The sequence below is a fragment of the Streptomyces sp. NPDC094147 genome, assembly GCF_044764265.1.
In the GTDB taxonomy this organism is placed as follows: domain Bacteria; phylum Actinomycetota; class Actinomycetes; order Streptomycetales; family Streptomycetaceae; genus Streptomyces.
In genome coordinates, this window is record NZ_JBIWHT010000011.1 from 142,411 (window position 1) to 164,723 (window position 22,313).

General features: G+C 69.6%; 18 protein-coding genes. 7 read left to right on the forward strand and 11 right to left on the reverse strand.

What is annotated here, in order from left to right; translation table 11 throughout:
* The first annotated feature begins 43 nt into the window (after positions 1 to 43).
* Positions 44 to 1,270: a cytochrome P450 gene (locus tag ACIQ8J_RS18885; RefSeq protein WP_403273176.1), complete on the forward strand. Its 1,227-nt coding sequence runs from the start codon at positions 44 to 46 to the stop codon at positions 1,268 to 1,270.
* Positions 1,271 to 1,594: 324 nt separating this feature from the next.
* Entirely contained in the window at positions 1,595 to 2,152 is a 558-nt protein-coding gene (locus tag ACIQ8J_RS18890; protein ID WP_403273174.1) for a hypothetical protein, read from the forward strand.
* Between the two features lie 118 nt (positions 2,153 to 2,270).
* On the opposite strand, the gene ACIQ8J_RS18895 is transcribed toward ACIQ8J_RS18890, so the two are convergent.
* Both ACIQ8J_RS18895 and ACIQ8J_RS18900 read right to left on the reverse strand, forming a co-directional pair.
* The gene (locus ACIQ8J_RS18895) at positions 2,271 to 2,393 is read right to left on the reverse strand and encodes a hypothetical protein (RefSeq protein ID WP_403273173.1); all 123 of its coding nucleotides are present in this window, start codon (positions 2,391 to 2,393) and stop codon (positions 2,271 to 2,273) included.
* A complete protein-coding gene (locus tag ACIQ8J_RS18900; protein ID WP_403607869.1) occupies positions 2,386 to 2,805 on the reverse strand; it encodes a VOC family protein in 420 nt (139 codons plus the stop codon). The genes ACIQ8J_RS18895 and ACIQ8J_RS18900 overlap by 8 nt, the downstream gene beginning before the upstream one ends.
* A gap of 55 nt (positions 2,806 to 2,860) precedes the next feature.
* Between ACIQ8J_RS18900 and ACIQ8J_RS18905 the strand changes: the two genes are divergently transcribed.
* Positions 2,861 to 3,469 carry a TetR/AcrR family transcriptional regulator gene (locus ACIQ8J_RS18905; protein WP_403273172.1) on the forward strand — a complete coding sequence of 203 codons (609 nt, stop codon included), beginning with the start codon at positions 2,861 to 2,863 and terminating at the stop codon, positions 3,467 to 3,469.
* Between the two features lie 91 nt (positions 3,470 to 3,560).
* On the opposite strand, the gene ACIQ8J_RS18910 is transcribed toward ACIQ8J_RS18905, so the two are convergent.
* From ACIQ8J_RS18910 to ACIQ8J_RS18935, 6 genes are all read right to left on the reverse strand, one after another.
* Positions 3,561 to 4,733 carry an MFS transporter gene (locus ACIQ8J_RS18910; protein ID WP_403273170.1) on the reverse strand — a complete coding sequence of 391 codons (1,173 nt, stop codon included), beginning with the start codon at positions 4,731 to 4,733 and terminating at the stop codon, positions 3,561 to 3,563.
* 44 nt (positions 4,734 to 4,777) lie between these two features.
* Entirely contained in the window at positions 4,778 to 5,398 is a 621-nt protein-coding gene (locus tag ACIQ8J_RS18915) for an HAD family hydrolase (protein WP_403273168.1), read from the reverse strand.
* A 56-nt stretch (positions 5,399 to 5,454) separates the two neighbouring features.
* Complete coding sequence (locus ACIQ8J_RS18920; RefSeq protein WP_403273167.1) at positions 5,455 to 7,218, reverse strand: 1-deoxy-D-xylulose-5-phosphate synthase; 1,764 nt, start codon at positions 7,216 to 7,218, stop codon at positions 5,455 to 5,457.
* Between the two features lie 4 nt (positions 7,219 to 7,222).
* Positions 7,223 to 7,882: a transaldolase family protein gene (locus ACIQ8J_RS18925; RefSeq protein ID WP_403273165.1), complete on the reverse strand. Its 660-nt coding sequence runs from the start codon at positions 7,880 to 7,882 to the stop codon at positions 7,223 to 7,225.
* 1 nt (position 7,883) lies between these two features.
* Positions 7,884 to 9,968 carry a thiamine pyrophosphate-binding protein gene (locus tag ACIQ8J_RS18930; RefSeq protein WP_403607871.1) on the reverse strand — a complete coding sequence of 695 codons (2,085 nt, stop codon included), beginning with the start codon at positions 9,966 to 9,968 and terminating at the stop codon, positions 7,884 to 7,886.
* Between the two features lie 154 nt (positions 9,969 to 10,122).
* Complete coding sequence (locus ACIQ8J_RS18935; protein ID WP_403273162.1) at positions 10,123 to 10,932, reverse strand: inositol monophosphatase family protein; 810 nt, start codon at positions 10,930 to 10,932, stop codon at positions 10,123 to 10,125.
* A 543-nt stretch (positions 10,933 to 11,475) separates the two neighbouring features.
* On the opposite strand from ACIQ8J_RS18935, the gene ACIQ8J_RS18940 reads away from it, so the two are divergent.
* Positions 11,476 to 12,726, forward strand: coding sequence for an alpha/beta hydrolase family protein (locus tag ACIQ8J_RS18940; protein WP_403273161.1), 1,251 nt, complete (start codon positions 11,476 to 11,478; stop codon positions 12,724 to 12,726).
* A 70-nt stretch (positions 12,727 to 12,796) separates the two neighbouring features.
* Here ACIQ8J_RS18940 and ACIQ8J_RS18945 read toward each other — a convergent pair whose 3' ends face one another.
* Positions 12,797 to 13,963, reverse strand: a complete 1,167-nt coding sequence (locus ACIQ8J_RS18945) for a GNAT family N-acetyltransferase (protein ID WP_403273159.1) — start codon at positions 13,961 to 13,963, stop codon at positions 12,797 to 12,799.
* A gap of 715 nt (positions 13,964 to 14,678) precedes the next feature.
* On the opposite strand from ACIQ8J_RS18945, the gene ACIQ8J_RS18950 reads away from it, so the two are divergent.
* Genes ACIQ8J_RS18950 through ACIQ8J_RS18960 form a run of 3 tightly spaced genes read left to right on the forward strand, consistent with a single transcriptional unit; the run spans position 14,679 to position 19,787 of the window.
* Complete coding sequence (locus tag ACIQ8J_RS18950; protein WP_403273158.1) at positions 14,679 to 17,048, forward strand: lantibiotic dehydratase; 2,370 nt, start codon at positions 14,679 to 14,681, stop codon at positions 17,046 to 17,048.
* On the forward strand, positions 17,048 to 18,430 hold the full coding sequence (locus ACIQ8J_RS18955; protein ID WP_403273156.1) for an MFS transporter: 1,383 nt from the start codon (positions 17,048 to 17,050) through the stop codon (positions 18,428 to 18,430). The genes ACIQ8J_RS18950 and ACIQ8J_RS18955 overlap by 1 nt, the downstream gene beginning before the upstream one ends.
* A gap of 49 nt (positions 18,431 to 18,479) precedes the next feature.
* Complete coding sequence (locus ACIQ8J_RS18960; RefSeq protein WP_403273155.1) at positions 18,480 to 19,787, forward strand: peptide ligase PGM1-related protein; 1,308 nt, start codon at positions 18,480 to 18,482, stop codon at positions 19,785 to 19,787.
* A 28-nt stretch (positions 19,788 to 19,815) separates the two neighbouring features.
* Here ACIQ8J_RS18960 and ACIQ8J_RS18965 read toward each other — a convergent pair whose 3' ends face one another.
* Positions 19,816 to 21,015, reverse strand: a complete 1,200-nt coding sequence (locus tag ACIQ8J_RS18965; protein WP_403273153.1) for a cytochrome P450 — start codon at positions 21,013 to 21,015, stop codon at positions 19,816 to 19,818.
* A complete protein-coding gene (locus tag ACIQ8J_RS18970; RefSeq protein ID WP_403273286.1) occupies positions 21,012 to 22,307 on the reverse strand; it encodes a PLP-dependent aminotransferase family protein in 1,296 nt (431 codons plus the stop codon). Before ACIQ8J_RS18970 ends, ACIQ8J_RS18965 begins: the two co-directional genes overlap by 4 nt.
* Positions 22,308 to 22,313: the final 6 nt, after the last annotated feature.

A 22,313-nucleotide genomic window follows, 5' to 3' on the forward strand; every position in this document is an offset into this window, starting at 1 on the left:
GCCGTTCCGCCGCACCCGACCCCAGGAGAGAGGACCCCACCCCGTGACCTCACCGCAGGCACCCGTGACCGACGACACCCCGCAGGAGGAGCCGCTTCCGCGCTATCCGTTCAGCACCAACGGCGACCGTCTCGCCCCCGAGCTCGCGGAGCTGCGCGGCCGCTGTCCCGTGGCCCGGGTCAGCACCAACTCCGGCGACGAGGCGTGGCTGGTGACCGGCTACGAGCTGGCTCAACACGTGTTGCGCGACCGGGCGTTCGCCCGTTCCGTACTGGGCGAATCCGACAGCCCGGCGCAGGACACGCCGATCCTGGCGCCCGAGCTGCTGGACGCCATGAACCACCTGCAGAAGGCCGGGCTGCGCGACGAGGTGCTCCAGGCGCTCGGCCGCAATCAGCCGGAACTGCCCGACAACTGGGTCGCCGAGGCCACCCGGGAAGGCCTGGACGCCATGGTCCGGGAAGGCGCGCCGGGCGACCTGCAGCGCCACTTCGCGGAGTGGGTCGCCGCGAAGTGCATGTGTCGGCTCCTTGGCCTCCCCTTCGCGGACCGGGCCTGGCTGGCCCACCGGGCCGACGTCGATCTGACGATGGTCACGTACTCACCGGAGGAACTCGCCCGCAACTGGGAGGAGATCCGCCGCTACATGCAGGAGCACATGGCCGCCCGCCGCCCCGGCGAACCGCGCGGTCTGATCGACCGGCTCGCCGACCTCAACGAGCGCCACCAGGGGCTGACGGTGCGTCAGTTGTCGAACATCGTGGCCGTCCTCTTCGTCAGCGGCTACGAGGACTTCGCGAGTTTCCTGGGGGTGGCGGCGTTCAACCTCCTCCAGAAGCCGGAGGTGATGAGCGCGGTGCGGGGGCGTCCGGAGACGATGCCGCAGTGCGTGGAGGAACTGCTGCGGTGCAGCGTCGTGCTGGGCAACGCGATCCCGCGCTACGTCACCCGGGACGCCGAGCTCGGTGAGGCGTCCGTCAAGGAGGGCGAGCTGGTGCTGCTGTCGCTGGACGCGGCCAACTTCGACCCGGCCACGTTCCGCGACCCGGAGGCGTTCGACCCCGCCCGCTCCCCCAATCCGCATCTGCGGTTCGGGTACGGCCGTCACCACTGCCCCGGTGCGCATCTGGTGCGCCGCCACTCCGAGACCGCTTTCCGGGTCCTCCTCGACCGTCTGCCCGGCATCCGGCTCGCGGTTCCGGCGGCGGAGGTGCCCTGGCACCCCCACCGGATGGCGATCATGTCGGCGGGGATTCCCGTCACCTGGTAACTCGCGGGCCGCTGGGGCCCGGCGCACCGTCTTCGGCACGCCGGGCCCCGTCGAGGACCCCGAGGCCGATCGGCGGCAGGCGCCCCGGACATGAACTCGGCCCCGGCACGGGCCGGGCTGCTCATCGGGGAACCCACGAACCGGCTCCACAGCAGCGGGCCGTCATCAATCTGCCCTGCTCAAACCGGCTCCCCCGCGCGGGGGAGCCGGTCCCTCCTCGCGGGGGACGTCCGGACCCGGGCCGACTGCGATCTTTGAGGCAGCGGCAGCGGAGGGAGCACACCCGCCGTCGCCAACCTCCATCGGCCCACCTGAGGAACGACCATGCGAAAGCTCATCGCCGGTATCGCGCTCACCACCGCCGTGACCGCCCTCACCACCACCACAGCCTCAGCGGCCCCGGCCGCCGAAATCACCCGCCATCAGAGCCTGCACGCCTGGACCCTCCTCAACGAGCACGGTCCGGGCCCCAACCCTGGCGAGCGGCTCACCGCCCGGGTCGACGCTCGTACCACCAACGGCCGGCAGGCCCGCGGGCATGCCACCGTCCAGCACGTGTTTCCCGGGGGTCACATCGTGCGGGTCGACATGAGCGTCGACTGCCTCACCACCGACGGCGGCGGCGCCGTCACCGTGACCGGGCCCCTCGGCTCCATCCACTACACCGTCCCCGCAGGCGAGAATCCCCCGCCCACACCGCCAAGCACCTGGCACCCGGAGACCGGTCTCACCTTCTACCCCTCCGACGAACAGGGCGAGCGCCGGGTCGGCTGGGCGGGCGCCAACGCCCAGGACTTCTCCGCCCCGGCCAAAGCCACCAAGTGCGCTCCCACCAAGCCCGATACCTGGGTCATCGAGGGCAGCTTCGCCCTCGGCCGGTGACAGGGTCGTCAGCACCGTCGGCACCTCGGTGAAGTGCTGTCATTTCCTCACCAGTTGATACGGCACTTCGTGCACCAGTTACAGGACAGCGCCGTACAGGGCACAGGGCAGTCACCGCTCAGGACGGAGCGGCGACTGCGAGGGCGTGTTCGAGGGGTTCGCCGATCTGCACGCCGAGCGGCACGAGGTGATCGGCGGCCTCATCATCGCTGCGCGACGGTGCGGCCAGAGGGTCAGTCACCTGACGTTTCGATCAGTTCGAGGAGGTTGCCTTCCGGGTCGGAGACGTACGCGTACCGCATGCCTTCGGTTGCGCCGGGCGCGGGGAACGACACCGGGGCGGCGCCGCATTCACCGGTCAGACGGCCGAATGCGGCGTCGAGGTCCGGGACTTGAAGTGCGAGGTGCGTGAAGGTCTGCACGGCCGTGGCGGCAAAGGGATCAGCGTGTGCGGCAGGGCTCGAACCGGGTCGTTCCACGAGCTCCACACGCAGGCCGGCCGCATCGCTCAGAACGACGGTACGGACGCCCGCCTCGGGCAGCTCCAAGCGCTCGTCCACGTGAATGAGCCCGAAAGCGTTGCCGTACCAGGCTTCCTGAGCAGTCAGGTCGGCGACCGAAAGGCTGACGTGGTGGAAACGGGCAGCGGTCATGGCAACCCCCATGGTTAACACCTCTCACCTGGTAAGTGATGTTAACCTTAGCGCCATGAGTTCTCCCGTCAAGCGGCGACCCAGCGGCCGGCACCACGGGGACCTGCGCAATGTCCTGCTGCGAGCAGCCCTCGAACTGGTCGCCGAACGCGGCCCGCACGGTTTCACCCTGGCCGAGGCGAGCCGCCGGGCGGGTGTGAGCGTCGCGGCGCCGTACAAGCACTTCGCCGACCGGGAGACATTGCTGGCCGAACTCGCCACGAGGGGCTACCGCGAGCAGCGGATCCGCTTCGCGGTGGCTGTGGGCAGCAGCGAGGAGCCCGTGGAGCAACTGGCGTCCTTCGCGTCCGCCTACGTCCGCTTCGCCGCTGAGGAGCCGGCCCTGTTCGACATCACCTTCAACGCGGGCCTCGACAAGTCCAGGTTCGCCGAGCTGGCTTCGGCCGGCGACGAGGTGGCCGGGCTGCTGCTTCCGGTCGCCCGACAGTTGACCTCGGACGCAGACGACGCGTACGACCTGCTGCTCCGCATTGCCGGTGCCGCGCACGGCCTCGCCGTATTCCTTCGCCAGGGCCTGTTCGGAGTGGGAGGCGGCGCCCTCACCGACACGGAGGAGAAGGCTGCACGCACGGCCCGAGCCATTGCCCGGCAGCACGACGTCTGACCTCCCCCCTTCCCCGCAGCGAATTCGCCGCCCGAGGCCGGTGATCCCCGGTTGTCGGCCATCCTGTGGTGGAACCACGCGCCCGCCCCGTTCACCTGGCGGATCGCATCACCGTCGCGCCGAGCAGTGCCGCCACAGCGGCCAGAGCCACCACCGTGGTGAGCGCGTGGGGAAGCCCGAAGGCATCGGCGAGGAGCCCGATGGCCGGTGGACCGAGCAGGAATCCCAGATAGCCGAGTGTGGAGGCGACGGCGACGCCCTGGGCGCCGGACAGGCGTCCGGCGCCGGCCACGGCGATGGGGAAGATGTTCGCGAGCCCGAGCCCCGTGAGGGCGTACCCGCAGGCGACCAGCCAGAGTTCAGGTGCCAGGGCGCCGAGGAGCATGCCGGCGGTCGCGGCGAGACCGCCTGCGCAGACCACGGCGCCGGGTCCCAGCCACTCCAGCACGCGGGCGCCGACGATGCGAGCGGACATCATCGCGAACGAGAACACCGTGTAGCCGGCAGCCGCGGTGGCGGCCCCCGTGCCGAGGTCCTGCCGGATGTGGAGCGCGCCCCAGTCGGCCATGGCTCCCTCACCGTAGGCGGTGCACAGCGCGATGAGGCCGAAGGCACCGACGAGCAGCCGAACTTGTCCGCGCTGCCCGGCGGGGCCGCCGTCGGTCGGTGCCGGGTCCGCGCGCACCACGGTCGGGGGCGCGGTGCGTATCAGCGCGGGTCCGGCCAGGGCCGTGACGGCCAGGCCGAGCAGCGAGAGGACGGCGAGGTGCGGCTGCGGCCCCAAGTGCGGGGCGAGGAGGGCGCCGAGGCCGGAGCCGATCAGTCCGCCCGCGCTGAAGGCGGCGTGGAACGTGGGCATGATGGGGCGGCCGTAGGCAGCGACGATGTCGACGGCGGCGGCGTTGAAGGCCACGGTCAGCCCTCCGTATGCCGCGCCGAAGACGAGCAGGGTGAGGCCGAGCAAGGCGGCCGAGTGCGTCAGCGGGGGCAGGTTGATCGACAGGGCCATGGAGGTGGCGCAGGCGACGGTCACCGAATGGCTTCCGTACCGTCTGCAGAGGCGTCCGGTCAGCAGCATGGTCGTGACCGAGCCGACCGGCACGCCGAGCAGCGCCAGTCCGAGCGCGCTCGCGGACGCCGAGGTCTGGTCCTTGATCGCCGGAATGCGGACCACCCACCCGGCGAAGAGGAAGCCGTCCAGCGCGAAGAAGACGCTGATGGCGATCCGCAGCCGGACGAGAGCGGCCGCGGGTGCGCCCGGCACGCGGACGGGTCCCGTCCCGTCCGCAGCCCTTGCCCGGAAACCCGTCATATGTGCCTGGGCGCGGGCAGGTAGCCGGCGGCTCGCAGAGCGGACCGGACGTCGATCGTGCGCAGTCCGGCGGCCGAGGCTGCCTGGATACCGCCGTCGCTGTCTTCGTAGGCGATGCACGCCTCCGGTCGCACGGACAGACGGGCGCAGGCGGTCAGATAGGGGTCGGGAGCCGGTTTGCTGTTCCGCACATCGCTGGCAGTGATCACAATGTCGAACAGCTCGGCGACGCCGGTGGCCTCCAGCGTGGCGGCGACCAGCTGGGCGGTGCCGCTGGAGGCCACCGCCAGCGGGACCTGGCCGTGGTGGGCGCGCGCCACGGCGATGACGGGGTCAATGCCGCGTACGAGGTGGCGGAGTTCTGTGAACGAGGTGATCTGGCGGGCCAGGACGTCCGGGAAGGTCAATCGCCGGCCCGTTTCCTGTGCCATGTCCGCTACCAGCGCCTCGGCGCTCAGGGCGACGCGGGCCTGGTACCACTCGGGCGTCATCGCGATGCCGAACTCGCTGAACGCCTGCTGCCAGGACATCTGATGCGCCGTCAGCGTGTCGGCGAGCGTTCCGTCACAGTCGAAGATGAGCGCTTCGAAGGGGGCTGGCGGGGTGAGGTCCGGCATGTGCGCTCCTGGCTTTCTCGGGTGGTGTGGCTCGTCCGTGGGCGCCTTCCGCACCATCACCGTCCCACCGCTTCCATCGCGTTCGTCACCCGGCGGACCACTTCGTCCACCCCGGGTCCGAACTCGGCGAGGATCTCCTCCCGTGAACCCCAGGGCAGGAACCGGGGTGGCAGGGCGATCTCGACGACTCGGGGCGCCTGTTGCGGGCGTTGCATGAGGAACGGGTAGATGCCTGCCGCGAGTCCTGATCCGGCGATCAGTTCTTCCACGGTCGCCACGACCTTGTAGCGCGCGGAGTCGGCGAGGATGTCGTCGGGGCAGGGGTGGATCTGCGTGGCCTGCCACACGGAAACGGACAGGTGGTGCTGGTGGTCCAGCAACTCGGCCGCCCGCAGCGCCGTGGTCACCGTGGAGCCGTGTGCCAGCAGGCAGACGTCCGTCCCGCGGCGGCACAGCGTGGCGGCGGGTGTGGCTCGCACCACCGGCAGGGTCGCCGACGGCCCTCCCTTGGGGTAGCGGATCACGACGGGGCCGGACTCCCGCGCGACGGCGTCGCGGAGCAACGACCTCAACTGGTCCTCCGTCACCGGGGAGAAGATCCGGAGTCCGGGCACCAGGCGCAGCAGCCCAACGTCGAAGATCCCGTGGTGCGACGGGCCGTCGGGGCCGGTCACGCCCGCACGGTCCACGACGAAGGTGACGGGCAGCCCGTGCAGCGCTACATCGAAGAGGACCTGGTCGACGGCCCGGGTGAGGAAGGTCGAGACGACCGCGAAAACGGGGCGCATGCCTTCCACGGCGAGGCCGGCCGCAAGGCTGACCGCCAACTGCTCGCAGATGCCGACGTCGTGGTAGCGGTCGGGGAAGCGCTCGCGGAAGCCCAGCAGACCGAGGGTGTCGGGCATGGCCGCGGTGATGGCGTGGATCCTGCCGTCCCGTGCCGCGAGGTCGCAGAGCGCGTCGCCGAACACCGATCCCCATCCGCGTCCGGTCGGGCCGGCCGGGATGGACACGTCGTGCAGGCGCTTCACACCGTCCCGCAGCGCGGGCTGCCAGCCCTGACCCTTGCGGGTCCGCACGTGTACGACGACCGGGCCGCGGATCGCGGCCGCGGCCCCGAACGCGTCGTCGAGTGCGGTGAAATCGTGCCCGTCGACGGGGCCGATGTAGGCGAGCCCGAGTGCGGTGAAGAACATGCCGGGAGCGGTCGACACACAGCCGTCCGCGCCGGATTCGGAACCCGGCTCGCCCAAGGTGAGGCGGCCGGGTGTAGGTGCGTACGAGCGTCCGTTGTCGTTGTAGACGACGGTCACCGGTGCGCGGCGGTCGCCGATCGCGTGCAGCGCCTCGAAGGCGACGCCCCCGGTCAGCGCGCCGTCCCCGACGATCGCGACGGAGCGCCGCGCTCCGCCCAGCACCATGCCGAGCGCCCAGGCCAGTCCGGTGGAGGCGTGGCTGTTCTCGACGGTGTCGTGTTCGGACTCTGCCCGCGAGGGAAATCCGGAGAGCCCGTGGCGCGCGCGGAGGGTGCCGAACCGCGCGGCCCGGCCGGTGAGGATCTTGTGCGTGTACGCCTGGTGCCCGGTGTCGAAGACGATCCGTTCCTGCGGGGAGTCGAAGTGCCGGTGGAGAGCGATGGTGAGCTCGACCGTCCCCAGATTGGCGCCCAGATGGCCGCCGGTCTTCGGCACGGTGTCGATGAGGAACGCACGGACGTCCGCCGCGAGGCGCTGGCAGCCATCCACATCGAGGGCGCGGACGTCCTGGGGCACGACGGTGCCCGGAACGGGGGTGTCCGGGCCGTGGGGGGCTGGAGCCACGTCGTCACCCCACCGTGCCGTCCGGGAGACGCCGGTGCGCGTACTCGCTGTCGAAGGCGAGGGCGGCTTCGGTGCTCATGGGGTGGTCGAGGATGGTGTCGATCACCTCGGCGGGGACGGAGACCGCGTCGGCGCCGTCGGCACGGGCGCGCAGCGCCTGTCCGAGGTTCTTGAGCGACGCCGCCACGATCACCACCGGTCCGGTGCGCAGGCGTACGAGTTCGCGCACCAGATCCGGGCAGCCCCGGATGTCCCGCTCCGAGCGGTCGACGTAGGGAATGAGGTACTTGGCACCCACGGTCTCGGCCAGCATCATGTGCGCGGGGCCGAGCGCGGCGGTCAGTGCGACCGGCACACCCTGGCGGGCCAGCTCCTCGGCCAGAGGAAGAGAGGCCCGTACGGCAGGGATCTTCACGACCACCCTGCGCGGATCGGTCTCGTGGGCCCGCAGTGCTTCGTCCCGGGCCGTGCCGTAGGCGTTGGTCGGCTGGTACATCACCGTCCGGTCGCCGCCCGCCGCCTTCAGCACGCGGATCAGGTGGGCGAGGGGGTCGTCGGTGTGCGGCCGCATGAGGGCCGGGTTCATGGTCACACCGGTGATCGCGCCCGTCTTCGCGAGGTCACTGATCCGGCTGGTGTCCGCCGAGTCGAGGAACAGTGTCACGTCAGTTCCTCTCCGGCGCCTGCTGCTCGAATCCCTGCGTGAGCCAGATGCCCAGCCATGCCTCGGGTTCGGCCGGCAGCAGCAGTTCGACCAGCGCGGGGCCGTCGGTCTGTGCGGCCTCGGCCAGCGCCTTCCCCATGGCCTCGGCCGTCTGGTCGATGGCCGGTTCGTTCGGACCGCAGACGATCCGTACCTTCTGCGAGGGAACGCCCAGTGCCTCCGCGACGAGGGTGTAGTCCATGGTGGGCGGGTTGGTCAGGTACGGTCGTGTGCCACCGCCGAACCAGGTGGGATCCGAGGCCGATGCCTGCTTCTTCAGCGAGACGGATTCGCCGTTGTTGCAGACGACGAAGAGCACACGCGCTTTTTCCTGTACGGCGGCGACGAGTCCCTGGAAGGCGTTGGTGAACCCCTGGTCGCCGAGTGTGCACAGGACTCGGCATCCGGGGTCGGCGACGGCCAGGCCCACGGCGCAGGCCAGTCCGCCACCGACGAAGCCGCCGTGTCCGCCGAAGACTCGCAGCTCCGGCGGGAGGAGGTCGTAGCGTTCGCTGATGAGGCCGCCGAACATCTGGCTGTCGTCGATCAGCACGGGGCGGTCCCAGCCGCGCAGGGTCCGGGCGAGCTCGTCGACCACCCGGGTCCGCATGTGCTCCACGAGTTCGCCGGCCGGCTCCGGGGTCACGCACGAGGCCTTCGCCGTGCTGTCGGCGAACCAACGCCGGCCGTCGCTGCCCCTCTTGAGCCCCTCGGTCAACGAACGCAGCAGCGCGGTGACGTCTCCTTCGACCAGAAGGTCGTCCTCGGTGAGGTATCCGTTCTTGCGCGCCTTGGGCCCGTCACCGGTCAGGGCGATCTTCCGACACGGCGGCAGGTCACCGACGACGCGCCGGTAGATGTTGCGGTCCTCCACGGTGACCAGCAGGTCGCACTCGTTCAGCAGGGCCGCGTGGGCGGTACTGAACTGGTTGTACCACCCGATGAAGTTGGCGACGTGTTCCGGGCGGAGCCGCTCGAACAGCATGGGCCCGCGCCGGTAGCGCAGTTGCAGCACCGGCGCGCCCAGAGCCCTGGTCAGCCCGTCGAGAGCCGGGGCGAACTCCGGGAAGCGCAGAGCGTAGTCGTCGACGAGGAACAGGGGGCGCCGTGCCTGCCGCAGCAGGTCGACCGCCTCGGCCGGTGCGTCCTTCCCAACTCCCTGCACGGGCTGGCCAGTTGGGGCGGAGAGTACCGCGTCGAAGGGTATCCAGCGCCGCTCCGCGACGTCTTGCGGAATGCCGAACATGGCGGGCCGGGCGGGCAACCGGGCGGACGCGGCGAGCGCCTCGGTGAACTTGTTCACGAAGGTGTACGCAGCCCTCGCGCGAGCCTGTCCGTCCTCGGGGACGGCGGGCGCCTGCCACCACCAGTCGGTGAAAGTGCCGATGGCGGGCAACAGCCCGGCCTCGCCGTGCGGGGGCAAGAAGGCCGCCGACCCGGTAGAGGGCAGGCCGACGATGAAGACGGTGCCCGCCTCGTTGCGCCGGGCGTCCGCGACCGCTCCCGCGGCGTTGGTCAGGCCTCGGGCTCCGTGCAGGATCGCCGCGCCTCGACGGGGTTGGAGAAGGGAGGCCCCCGCGGCCATGAACGCCGACTCCTTGTCGCCCCGCCCGTTCATCAGCCGCAAGGCTGCCGCCCGGTCGCAACTGTCGCACAATGCCAGTTCAGAAGTGCCGGCGTAGGCGAAGACCGCGTATGTTCCGGCGTGCTCCAGAAGGAGAGCGACGGATTCAGCTCCGGTCAGCGTGATGGCGGTTCCGGCAATTTCGTCGGCGAGATGTCGAGCGATTCCGGAAAGCTGGTCCCGAGAGGCTGCGAAACCAGCTTCTCCAAGTGAGCGAAGCAGAAATTCGGCAATTTCTTCGCGGCCGGCGTCGGGGCCGACCGAAATCAGTGTCTCCGCACAGGCGATGGCGTCCAGGGAGCCGTCGCTCCGGTGGAAGAGTCCAGCCAGCGGGTTACTTTTGCCGCCACCGCCGACCGACCTCTCCAGGCCGTCGGCATCCAGCTGTTTCAACCGAGTAACGAGCAAGGATTCTCGTACCATGTGCCTTCCTTTGCACGTGGGCGCAGGGCAGGCCTCCGAAACCGGAAGTCGAGGCTCAAGAATCTATGGATCGCTGTCCGCGCGTCGCAAGGGATTTCCATGCCGGGTGCAGGGATCGAGGCATCCTCAGAATGGCGCTTTCACTTCTTGACTCTCAGGCGCCGACCCCCTTCCCGTACGACCGGGGATCCCAGGCCCCTTCACTCAGCGGCAGTCCGGCTTCCGCGGCGGCGCGCACCAGTGGTTCGGGCCCGGCGACCAGCCCGACCTGGCGTGCGTCGAGCGCCACCCGCCGGCATACTGCCCCGCTCTCCTCAAGCAACGGCACCAGCCCGGCGTGATCCCACAGACTCCCCCACGGGTCGAGATTCAGATCGACCGTCCCGGCGGCAACAGCCAGCATCCCCCGGAATCCGCCATGAAGACTCTCGTGAAAGGCGGTATCAGTGATCCTCCCGAGCGGATCGGCCAATCCAATCTCCCGCCATCGCCGCAGCGATGCGAAAGTAACCGTGGCATCTTCAAGGCGATCGGTCCCCGAGCAGCGAAGACGCCTCCCGTCCGGCCCCCATGCGCCTTGCCCGGAAACTGCCCGCCAGACCGCTCCGTCGTGCGGAGTCACCACGACTCCGATCACCGGACGGGATTCCTCGACGAGCCCGACGATGACCGCGTACTCGCTCGAACTCCGCAGGTAGCACGCGGTGTTGTCCAATGGGTCAACCACCCAGCAGCGGCTGCCGCCCCCAACTGACCCGAATTCTTCACCGAGGATGCGGTCATCGGGAAATGCCTCCGAGATCACCGACCGGACGGCCACCTCTGCGGCGGCATCGGCCCGGCTGACCGGAGTGCCGTCTTCCTTGTACCGCACCTCCGCATCCCCTCCGTGTTGCTGGAGCAGCACATCCGCCGCGGCTCCGGCAGCGGCAACGGCGACGTCGAGCGACTTCTCCCAGTCCATTGGCCCTCTCCCACAACCTGCTGACGACACCGGCCAGCCTACGAGGACGACCCGCCTCGCCTGCACGACTCTCCGCGGTGTGCCAACGGGTGTCACGACCGCTGTCTCGCACGACCACCGCTTCGCGGCCCTCCTTTACAAGCGACCGGCCGGAGTTCCACTCCGGGGCTCCGGAGCGCTGACGGCGACGGGCTCCGTGCACGACCGGGCACGGAGGAGCCCCGAGGAGGTGACGAGCCCGCCGAGCACCACCATCACGACGGATACGGCCAACGCAGCGCGATACGCGGCGAGTTGGCCCGCTCCCCCCGCCGGACGCCAGGTCGTATACCACGGTCACCGCCGAGAGATGCCGACCGCCGAGCCGAACTGGGTCGCTGTGTGCAACAGACCGTCCGCATCCGTTCCGTGGAGCGCGCGCACCGCCTCCCCCGAGGATCCGAACCCCGAGTCGGACCCCGGCCTTCGACTCGGGGTCAACTCAGGTGTTTCTCAGGGGTGTTCCCCGATGGCCGGGCGCGGAACGGCGACAGGATGGAGGGCATGCCAATCGATGCCAAGTCCCGTGTCCGCCGCCGATTCATCGTATTCGGCGCGCTGAGCGTCCTCGCCGCCACCACGGCCACCCCAAGCTTCGCTGCCGCCGACCACGGACCGCGGCGCGGCGAGATCGTCTCCGTGGACGTCGTGGACCGGATCGGACGATCCGCCGCGGCCCAGCAGATCCACGATCGCGGCTATACCAGCGGCGCCGCCGCTCCGCGTTACGGAGTGGATCACTACCGGGTGCTCTACCGCACCATCGATCCGCAGGGCCGTCCCACCATCGCCAGCGGCCTGGTCACACTGCCCGAAAACGACCGGCGCGAACTGCGAGTGGTGGTCTACGAGCACGGCACGATGGCCGCCAGGGGGGATGCGCCGTCCGGTGATCCGAATGTCGCGACGGGCCCGTCCGTGCAGGCCGATTCGGTGCTCTTCGCCGGAGCGGGCTACGCCACCGTGGCGCCCGACTACCTGGGTCTGGGCAGCGGACCGGGCCTGCACCCGTACGACGACCTGGCCTCCGAGACCACCGCTTCGGTCGACCTGCTGCGCGCCGCCCGCACCGTGGCCCGCGCCAACGGGCACCGGCTCGGCCGGGGCGTTCAGGTCACCGGCTTCTCGCAGGGCGGCCCCGCCGCCATGGCCCTCGGCCGAGCCCTCCAGCGTGGCGCGGACCCGCACTTCGACCTGGTCTCGCTCGCCCCGGTCAGCGGTCCCTACGACGCCCAGCACGCCGAGGCGCCGGCCGGGCTGGTGGACCGGACCCTGCGAGGCAAGGACACCAACTACCTCTTCGCCTACTGGCTGACCGCGATGAACCGCAAGTACCACCTGTACGCCGACCCGTCCGAGATGTTCCAGACCCCGTACGCCGCGAAGATCGAATCCCTCTACGACGGCACGCACAGCGATGCCGAGATCTTCGCGGTCCTGCCTGACACGCCCCAGCAGTTGCTCACCCCGCACGCCATCGACTGGGCACTGCACCCCACCGGCGGCTTGCTGCGGGCCTACCAGGACAACGACAGCAGTTGCACCGACTGGGTCCCCGAGGTGCCCGTACGCCTCTTCGCCGCCGACGGCGACAAGGACGTGGCGTACCAGAACGCACTCCACTGCGAGCAGGCGCTGCACGACCACGGCGCCGAGGTGACCCTGATCGATGTCGGCACCATGGAGCACTCGCCCTCCCGCCGCGCCGCGCTTCCCCAGGTGGCCACCTGGTTCGAGCAACGCCTGCCGGCCTGACGACCCGTGGACGGTGTCGACGGGCGCCGCCGGGCCGAGTGCCTGCGCAGCATCGGAGAGGCCGGGCGGATCAGTTCTTGTGGACCTCGGCGAGGAACTTGTCGAGGTCCACATGGCGGATGTGCCCGACTCCGGGGGATTCTGCCCGGTAGTCGATGCGCGCGGTCCGTTCGCTGTCGTGGAAGTAGACGGCTTCCAGCGTCCCGTCGGCGCCTTCGGTGAGCATGGGGTTGTCGACGAGGAAGTTCCGCACCTCGGCGTTGTCGCGGCGCACCTGGAGCCACAGCCGTTTTCCGCCGAAGTGGTTCGGGGGGAGGACGACTTGTGTTCCGAAGCGGCGTTTCATCTGGTAGGTACCCTTGCTGAGGAAGGCTTCGGTGCCCTGGAAATCGAGCCGTCTGACATCGTTTCTGGCCGCCCATTCGATCAGGTGGAAATACATCACCTTCAGCGCTCCGGCCGCGTAGTACTCCTCCGCCCCGTCGAGGACGCCCAGCAGACGAGAGGTGAGAACTCCGGAGCGGGGATCCCAGTGACATAGATGTCCGGCTATGCGCTGACCGTCCATGGACAGGTGGAAGAGCACCCCCGACCGAAAGAGGCACTCGTACGCCGACTCTCTGCTCTCGGTGCGAGCCCGCGCCTCGTAGCGCTTGGACATCGTGGCCCGGTACATGCGGTCGTAGAAGTACTCGAACCAGGCCGGGTCGCGCTCGATGCCGAAGGACCAGTCGTGCTGGCGCGACTTCTGCCGGAAGTCACGCCGGGCGCCTTTCGAAGCGCTTGAGTGGATTCGGTCGAAATCCCGGTCGAAGTCCAGCACGAAGTGGACCCGGATGGGAATGATCAATGACGCGTTCACGGGGAGACGCGCAGCCTTCGCGGCACTGGTTCCCACAATGACGATGTCGGCCCCGGGCAACTGCCCCGGACGCGCCAGCTGCCACCCTTTGAGGGTGGTTCTTTCGCGAGCGGCGATCTCTTTCGCGCTGGTTCCCCGGCGCTGCTCCGTGAATTCGAGCGCGTAGGCGAGCCCTTCGGGAACTCCCGAATACGAAATGGACACCCCGCCGATTTCAGACCGGACAGCCGGGAATCGTGCCCAGCCCCTGGTGTCCCAGGCCACGCGCAGCGGGGCCAGCAGTGGATGTCCGCTGTTGCGCCAAGCGTAGTTGGCGTGCAAGCGGATACGCTTCGTCGGCGGAACACGTGACGGCAGGAGGGCCGGACTCGTCATGGTGATGTCACCTTCTGCCCCCGCCATGTCACGGCACTGTGGCCTCGAACATCAAATTCCGCAATGCGTCAAGGAGACAAGACTGCGTTCGAAGTCGGTGTCGGTGGTGCGGCTTTCAAAGCCTCTCCGGAACGCTACACGGCCGATTAAGGGCAGTCCACCGTTCGTGAGCACTTGTCCGAAAGGGCTTGACGGCCAGGCAGCCGTATCACCGCCGGCATACGGGAACTCCCTTGGCCGGCGGGCCTGCGGGCTGGCGGCCACCTCGACCGCCACCGAGAGATCAGTTATCAGAGTGACTGGCGATATCAACGATGCGGACGAGGCCAAACAGCAACACTCCTGTCAGCGCCCATCAGACCACCCAGGACCGCAACAAGTACCTCGATTTCCGGCCTCGTTGGCAACCGGATCATTTAGCACCGATGTCATTCTCCGCGAGCCGCAGGGGCAGGTGAGCGCCGCAGGTGGAGCGGCCGCTGCCACGCTCGGTGGCGAATGCGGATGACTCGAAATCTCCGCGACCGCCCGCTCGTTCATCTGTTCCGTTGACAGGCCAGTCGCACTGACGGCAAGGTCAAAACTGAAATTCTCTCAACTCATTCCCTCCGCGACAAGGCCGGTACGCGCTCCCCGACCTGCTGAAGACGGAGTGTCCTGCCCTGCCCCGCCGCTCGCCGCGTAATCGACTTGCCCCAAACGCTTGGAGGGCTGTGTGACCGAGTCCCCGCTGTCGCCGTGGCTGCCCCTTCCGGCCATGGTTGTACGCAGCGCCGGCTTTCCAGCCTCCTGGCTCACCGAACTGCACTCGGGCGAGACGGTGGCCGCACAGCACCGAAAGGACGACGCCGCCGTCCGAGCCGCGTACGACGCCGAGGTCGTGCAGACCTCCGCCGCCGTCGTACGGCGCTTCCACGAGGAGCCGAAGCTGCGTGACGCGGTGCAGTTCGCCAATCCGGCACTGTGGCAGAGGCTGGGGCCGTGGGTGGATCGGCGGGTTTCCACGCCGGACGGCTGGCGCAGCGCCGATCGCCAGCGCACCGACCTGCTGACACGGATGCTCCAGCGCTACTGCGCCAAGAACGAGACGACGAGTCACGCCGGACCGATCACCACGGCCTTCCTCCGCGCCGACCAGGCGGGTGTGACCTGTGCTCCCGGCCTGCCACGGCGCCACGTCCGCCTCTCGCACTGGGCAGCCGAGCGCTTACAGGTTTCGTTCCTCACGGGCGCCGTCGCCGCGCACCACTGGTGGCGCCCCCGGGCGACTGCCGGCTGCTACGTGTCCGACGGTGAACTGAGCGTCGTCACATACGACTTCACCCAGCGGCACCACCGCTTCTCCGACGCCGTCATCGATGCCGCCTCGCACCGCTTGTCGCAGGACGAGGCGCGGGTGTTGCGGTGGTGCGACGGCAGCCGGTCCGTGGCCGGGATCCGTCACCAGTACGAGAGGGAGTACGGCACGCCGCTTGCGGAAGCCGCGGCCGTGCGGGTCCTGCGTTCGCTTGAGGACTACGGGGCCGTCATGACGGGGCCGGAGCTCCCCTACGGAGTACACGACGCGATTCCGCTGCTGCGCCAACTCACCGCCGAGGTAGGAGACCAGAAGGCGGAGCGGCACGTGGAAGCGGTGGAATCCGCCCTCGCGGCGCTGGAGTCCGCGGCCGACGAGAGGGGCCGGGCAGCGGCGGCCATCGCCGTGCAGACGGCCTACACCACCGCGACAGGCCAATCACCGTACCGGGCGGCCGGAGTCACCAATGGCGATCGCACCGTGTTCAACGAGGACTGCGACAGCGAGTACGGCGTCATGGCCCTGGGACGACCGATCCCCGACCTGGTAGCCCGTGAACTCGCCTTCGTATACGACATTTTCCTGGTGCTTCCCCGTGCCCGGCTGAACGCATCGCGTCGCATGATGCGGGCGTGGTTCGGCGGGGTCTTCGGTGCCGGTGCGAGCGTGCCGGTGGCCGACTTCGTCACCGCCTGCCTGCGTGACGATGCGCAACTGTCCGCAGGATTCGACGCGATCGATTCGGAAATGTCCGCGAAGGCGGCGCACCTCAAGGACCTCTTGACACCCGCCGAGCGCACCGCCCGCGAGCATCACATCACCGAAGAAGCGATCGCGAACGCTCGCGCGCTGGCGGGCGACCCGCTGCCCGCTGTCTGCAACCCCGATCTGATGCTCGCGGCCGACGGCCCGGACGCGGTGGCGCGCGGGGACTTCCTCGCGGTGGTGGGCGACCTGCACGCCGCCGAGGAGGGCCTGTCGCACAGCCTGTTCGCACCGTGGGTGGACGCGGCCGTGGGAGAGGGCACGCTGGGAGAGCGGGTGGCGGCGGCGTACCGGCCCCTTCTGGAGCCCGACGAGGATCTGGCCGACGTGACCCACCGGCACCGCAGCAAGACCTACGCCCGAGCCGACCTGCCGTGCCTGGACATCGAGGCGGCCGACCGCTCGCCGCTGCCCGCCCGGTCGCGGGTACGGCTGCACGAACTGATCGTCAACGACACCGCGCGGGGACTCCGGCTGCACCTCCCCGGCAGTGACCGTGCGCTGAGGCTGACCTCGCCGCCCCTGTACTGGCAGGGGGTGCGTGCCCGCAATCCGTTCGCCGTGTTCTCGTTCCCGCAGCGCGTCGACGGTCTGCCGGTGCCCCTGGAGGACGAGGGATACCTTCCCCGCCTCGTACACGGCAGGGTGGTGCTCCAGCGGGCGATGTGGGGACTGTCGGCGGCCGCCTGCCACGGCAAGGACTGGTACGCGGGATTCCGCGCGGTGCAACGTCTTCGGGAGGAACACGGCCTGCCCCGGCATGTGTTCGTGAAGTTCCCGCAGGAAGTGAAGCCGCTCTACTGCGATCTGGACAGCCCGCTGCTGGTCCGCCAGGTCTCGCGCATGGCCAAGGCGGCGGGGGACGGCAGACTGGTGGTCTCGGAGATGCTGCCCGGCCCCGGCAGCCTGTGGCTCACCAGCACGCTCGGGAAGGTCACTTCGGAGCTCCGTTACGCCGTCTTCAGCTCAGGTGGGACACACGGGCCGCAGGGGCCGCGTCCGGGCGGGGCGGGACAGGAGTGATGGTGAAGGCCTCGGTGCGAAGGCTCGTCATCGATGTCGGGCCGCTCAAGGCCGAGGCGTCGTTCCGGAGGCTCTGGATCGGAGGGGCGCTGTCGTCGGTGGGCAGCAGGATGACCACGTTCGCGGTCGTCCTGCAGGTCTACCAGCTGACCGGATCCTCTGCGGCAGTGGGTGCGGTGGGCCTTGCCACCCTGGTGCCGACCCTCGTCGTGGGTCTGATCGGTGGATCGCTTGCTGATGCGCTGGACCGCCGCAAGCTGGTTCTGGTGACCGGCAGCAGCATGGCCGGAGTGTCCCTGCTCTTCGCGGTGCAGGCCTTCGCAGGCAACGCGCAGGTGTGGCCCCTCTACCTGCTCGTCACCGTGCAATCGCTGCTGTTCGCCGTCGACCTGCCGGCTCGTCGTACGTTCGTCCCCAGGCTGCTGTCGAAGGAACAACTGCCCGCGGGCCTGACGTTGCAGATGCTGGTGTTCCACATGAGCGTGATGGTGGGCCCGAGCCTGGGCGGCGTGCTCGCCGCAGCTGGCGGAGTCAAGGTCTGCTACGTCATCGACGCGCTGAGCTTCTTCGTCGCGCTCTACGGTGTCGTCCGGCTGCCCGCCATGCCGGCCCAGGCGCAGACCAGGCCCGGGGTGAAGTCGATCTACGAGGGGCTGCGCTACGTCGGCCGCAATCGGATCGTGGCGGGGGCCATGCTCTCCGACCTGAGCGCCACGGTACTGGCCATGCCCTTCGCGATTCTCCCCGCCCTCAACACCCTCGACTTCGGTGGTTCGCCCAGCACTCTGGGCCTGCTCACCGCCGCACCGGCGGTCGGGGGCGTTCTGGCGATGTCGCTGTCGGGGCCGGTGGGCCGCGCCACGCGCAAGGGCGTCTGGCTCCTGGGCGCGGGCGCGGTGTGGGGTGTGGCGCTGGCGTGTCTCGGGCTGACCGGACAACTGTGGCTCGCTCTGGGGCTGTTGGCCGCGGCGGGAGCAGCCGATGCGACGGCCGTGGTTCTGCGCGGGTCCATCGTGCAGTCCAGCATTCCCGAGGAGTTCCGCGGTCGCACCACCTCCGTCGACTTCGTCGTCGGGGCGGGCGGACCGCATCTGGGGAACTTCCGCGGCGGTGTCGTCGCCTCGGCCGCGACGCCGTCGGTCAGCGCACTCACCGGCGGACTCTCGTGTGTCGTGGCCATCGGGCTTGTCGCACTGTGTTTCCCCGCGCTGCGGCGCTTCGACTCGGCGGCCGACGGCCCGCCCGCACCGGAGCCCGGTCCTCCGGAGCGGGGCGGCAGCGGGGAGAGCCTGGCCGCCGACGACCGGAAAACGACCAGCGGGCGCTCGGCGGACAGAACCGGTGAGAGGCCGGAACCACTTGGTGGGGGTGCTCATCCATGATCATTTCGCGTACGTGTCTTCCACGTCCCGTCGTTGCCGGGTGGCTGTCATGGTGAAGATCCTGATCGGCAACGACTTCGACGAAGTGCTGCGCACTCGCCCGGCATCGGGCTGGTGGAACCAGCGCGTGGTGTGGTTCGCGGAGGACGGCGACATCGTCATCCTGCCGACGCAGCCGGAGGAGTCCTTCCTCCGCTACGTGACCACGATGACGGGCACGCGGCGTGCGTCGCTGCGCGTCCTGGTCCCGCACACGGACAATGGCGGCTCCGAAGCCTTGTCCGGGCGGTGTCTGACGGACGAGCGGCTGCTCGGCGAGATCCATACGGCGCTGGCGGGCCGGACCATCACGAGCGTTCTCCCGCTGTGGCCCGCCGCGTCGATCGCCCGGTTGGCGCGCGCCCTGGGGGCGCCCGAAGCCCTGGCCGGTCACGGCTTCGCCGAGCAGGGCGGGGGCACTCTGCTCAACAGTAAGACGGCCTTCCGAGCGGTCGCCGCGGGCGCGGGCGTCGGCCTGCCACCCGGGCGAGTCTGTGCCGACCAGGAGGACGCCGCCGAGGCGATTTGGGAGCTGGTGGGCGCGGGCCGCATCGCCATGCTGAAGAAGGACTACATGTCGGGCGGGGCAGGCAACGAAATCGTGAGCCCGCTCCCCGGCCTGTCTCCGGTGGGCGCGAAGAACGTCGTCGTGGCCCACGACGAGAACTCCGTACGACGGTATCTGGCAGGCCGCTGGGGCTGGCTCACCGATGAGGGCAGACACCACTTCGTCGTGGAGCAGTACTTCCCTGACAGTGTCGCCTGCTTCGCGGAGTTCCTGATCACCGATGACGACATCGAGTTCGGGGCCCACGGCGAGATGCTGTCGGAACCGGTGACGACGAAGCAGATCATCCCGTCGACGAGATTCTCGCCCCGGACGCTCGACGATCTGACCCGCCAGGGGCGGCGTCTGTGCGAACCGCTGCAAGCGATGGGGTACCGCGGGAGACTCAGCGCGGACGCGATCGTCACTCCCCACGGCGAACTGCTCTTCACCGAGTACAACGGGCGCGTGACCGGTTCGACGCACGTGTACAGCGTCTTCGGCGAGAAGGTCGTCGGCCGGGACTTCATGGCGGACCGGGTGCTGCTTGAGGGTTTCTGGCCCAAGGGCTGGTCGGTTCCCTCGTTCGACACGGCGGTGCAGCGCCTCACCGACGCCGGACTCGCCTACGCCCCGGACACCCGCACCGGCGTGATCATCAGCAGCGCCTTCGACCGGCGCGACGACACGCTGCTGCACTGCGTCGTCGCGGAGAGCTTGCCGGCGGCGTACGAGGTCGAGGAGAAGCTCGCGCGGCTCTTCGCCGGCTAGACGGACCGACCCGGTGGCCGGGCGGGGCTCATGACCAGCTCACGGGGAGTTGGTGCACACCGTAGAAGCCCGTGTCCTGGCCCAGGAGCACCTGCTGCGGAGACACGGCCAGCCGCAGGCCGGGGAAGCGGCGCAACAGTGCGGGAAAGGCGATCCGCATCTCGGTTCGTGCGAGGTTCTGCCCGATGCACTGGTGGATGCCGTGTCCGAAGGCGAGATGGCCCCCTGGGTGCCGGCCGATGTCGAGACGGTCCGGATCCGTGAACCGCTCGGGGTCCCGGTTGGCCGCGGGCAGTGAGACCGTCACGGACTCGCCTGCCCGCACGATCTCTCCGGCCAGCGGCACGTCTTCCAGAGGGGCGCGAGGAACCCCGAATTGAAAGATCGTCAGGTACCGGAGCAGTTCCTCGACCGCCGTGTCCGCCAAGCCCGGGTCCGCGATGAACCGAGCGAGCTGGTCCGGATGGCTCAGCAGGGTGAACACCCCGAGCCCCAGTGAACCGGCCGTCGTCTCGTGACCCGCTGACAGCAGCAGCGCGGCGACCCCCGCCACCTCGGCGATGGACAGCTCACCGTCGGCTGTGAGCACGCTGAGCAGGTCGTCTTCGGGCTGCCGCCGCTTGTGCACCGCCAGTTCGGTCAGGAAGGCGTCCAGGTCGGCCATGGCGCGCACGGCCTGCTCCGCACTCGCCTTGAGGCTGAACAAAGTGGCGCTGTTGCGCTGGAAGTCGGCTCGCTCGGCATAGGGAACGCCCAGCAGTTCGCAGATGACCAGGGACGGGACGGGCAGCGCGAAGGACGCCACCAGGTCGACCGGGTCCCCGGACTGCGCCATGGCCGCCAGATGATCGGCCACGATCCGCTCGATCCGCGGCCGCAGCGTTTTCATCCGTTGCGCGGTGAACGCCTTCGCCAACCGGCGCCGGATACGGGTGTGGTGCGGCGGGTCCATGTCGACGAGCCAGCCGGGCAGCGCCGGCGCGCCGTAGAACGGGTCCAGGCTGGTGCGTGCCGAGGGAGCCCGCTTGATCTCGGAGCGGGCACTGAAGCGCGGGTCCGACAGGACCTTCCTGGCCAGGTCATGGCTTGTGATCAGCCAGCCGAGGTGCCCGTCGGGATAGCGCAGACGACACAGCGGGGAGCGGGCGCGCAACCTGGCCAACTCGGGTGGTGGGTCGAACGGGTTGGTGCGGGCCGTGGGCAGCGAGATGACATCACGGGCACTCATCCTCGTACCTCTCCGCGCAGGAAGGCACCGAGTCGTTCCACGCCCGTGATGATCTGCCGCGCATCCAGGTAACTGCAGGAGAGCCGTAGGACGTCGGCGCCGCCGGGGCCGAGGTGGAACGGGGCCATCGGAGTCCACAGCACGCCGTAGGAGGCCGCGGAGCGCGCGAGCAGGTCCTCGTCGACGGGTATCGGCAATCGCATGCGCACGAAGAAGCCGCCCGCCGGCCGGTTCCACGTCACCTCCGGCGGCAGTCCCTCGTCCCGCAGCCGGTCCAGGCGGTCCAGCAGGAGCGCGAGGTTGCGTCGGTAGAGCGTGGAGTGCGCGTCGCAGCGCGCGGCGAGCGACCCGCCGTTCTCAAGGAGCATGCCGCCGACGACCGCCTGCGACAGAGGGGACGTGTTGACGGTGACCATGGTCTTGAGCCGGGCGAGTTCGTCGGCCAGCAGTGTGGTGCCGCCGTCGGCGGTACGTACGGTCTGGTCGGCCACCACGTAGCCGACCCGGGCACCGGGGAAGCACACCTTGGCGAAGGTGCCGAGGTGCACGACCCGACGACTGCGGTCCAGGGCCTTGAGCGACGGCAGCTCGTCGCCCGGTGCCGCGGTGAAGCCGTAGACGTTGTCCTCCAGGATGAGGAAGTCCTCTGCCGCGGCCAGCTCCAGCAACCGCTCGCGGCGCTCCATGCTCATGCGGTTGCCGCCCGGGTTGGAGAAATCCGGGGCCACGGAGCACACCCGCACCCGTCGCCCCGTACGTCGGGTCGCTCGGCAGGCCGCGCTCAGTGCTTCCAGGTGCAGCCCTTCCTCGATCTCGGGAATCGGCACCATCTCCACGCCGAGCAGCCGGGCCGCGCCGGTGATGCCCACGTAGCACGGGTCGGCCACCGCGAGCAGATCGTCGTCGGACCGCATCAGGGCGCGCAGGGCCAGCAGCATCGCCTCCTGGGCTCCCACGGTGACCACCACCGCCTGCGGCGGGGCGTCCACCCCGTGGTCGCGTCGGAGGAGATCGGCGATCAGGCCGTCTATCAGCCCGCGGCTCGGCCCGTACTCGTAGAGCATCCGGCGCGCCATGGCCGGTGGGTGTCCCAGCTCGGTGACCAAGTAGTCGAGGAACCGGCCCAGGTGGCGTTCGACGTCGAGGTCCGCGTAGGAGTCCGGATGCGGGGCGCCGGGTGCGAAGGAGATCGCGTCCGGGTAGCGGCGCATCACCTCGTTGAGGAACTCGACGGAACTCAGCACCGGGTCGGAGAGCGAGGCGTGCAGCCGCGACCGGTCCAGCGCGGTCACCATGTG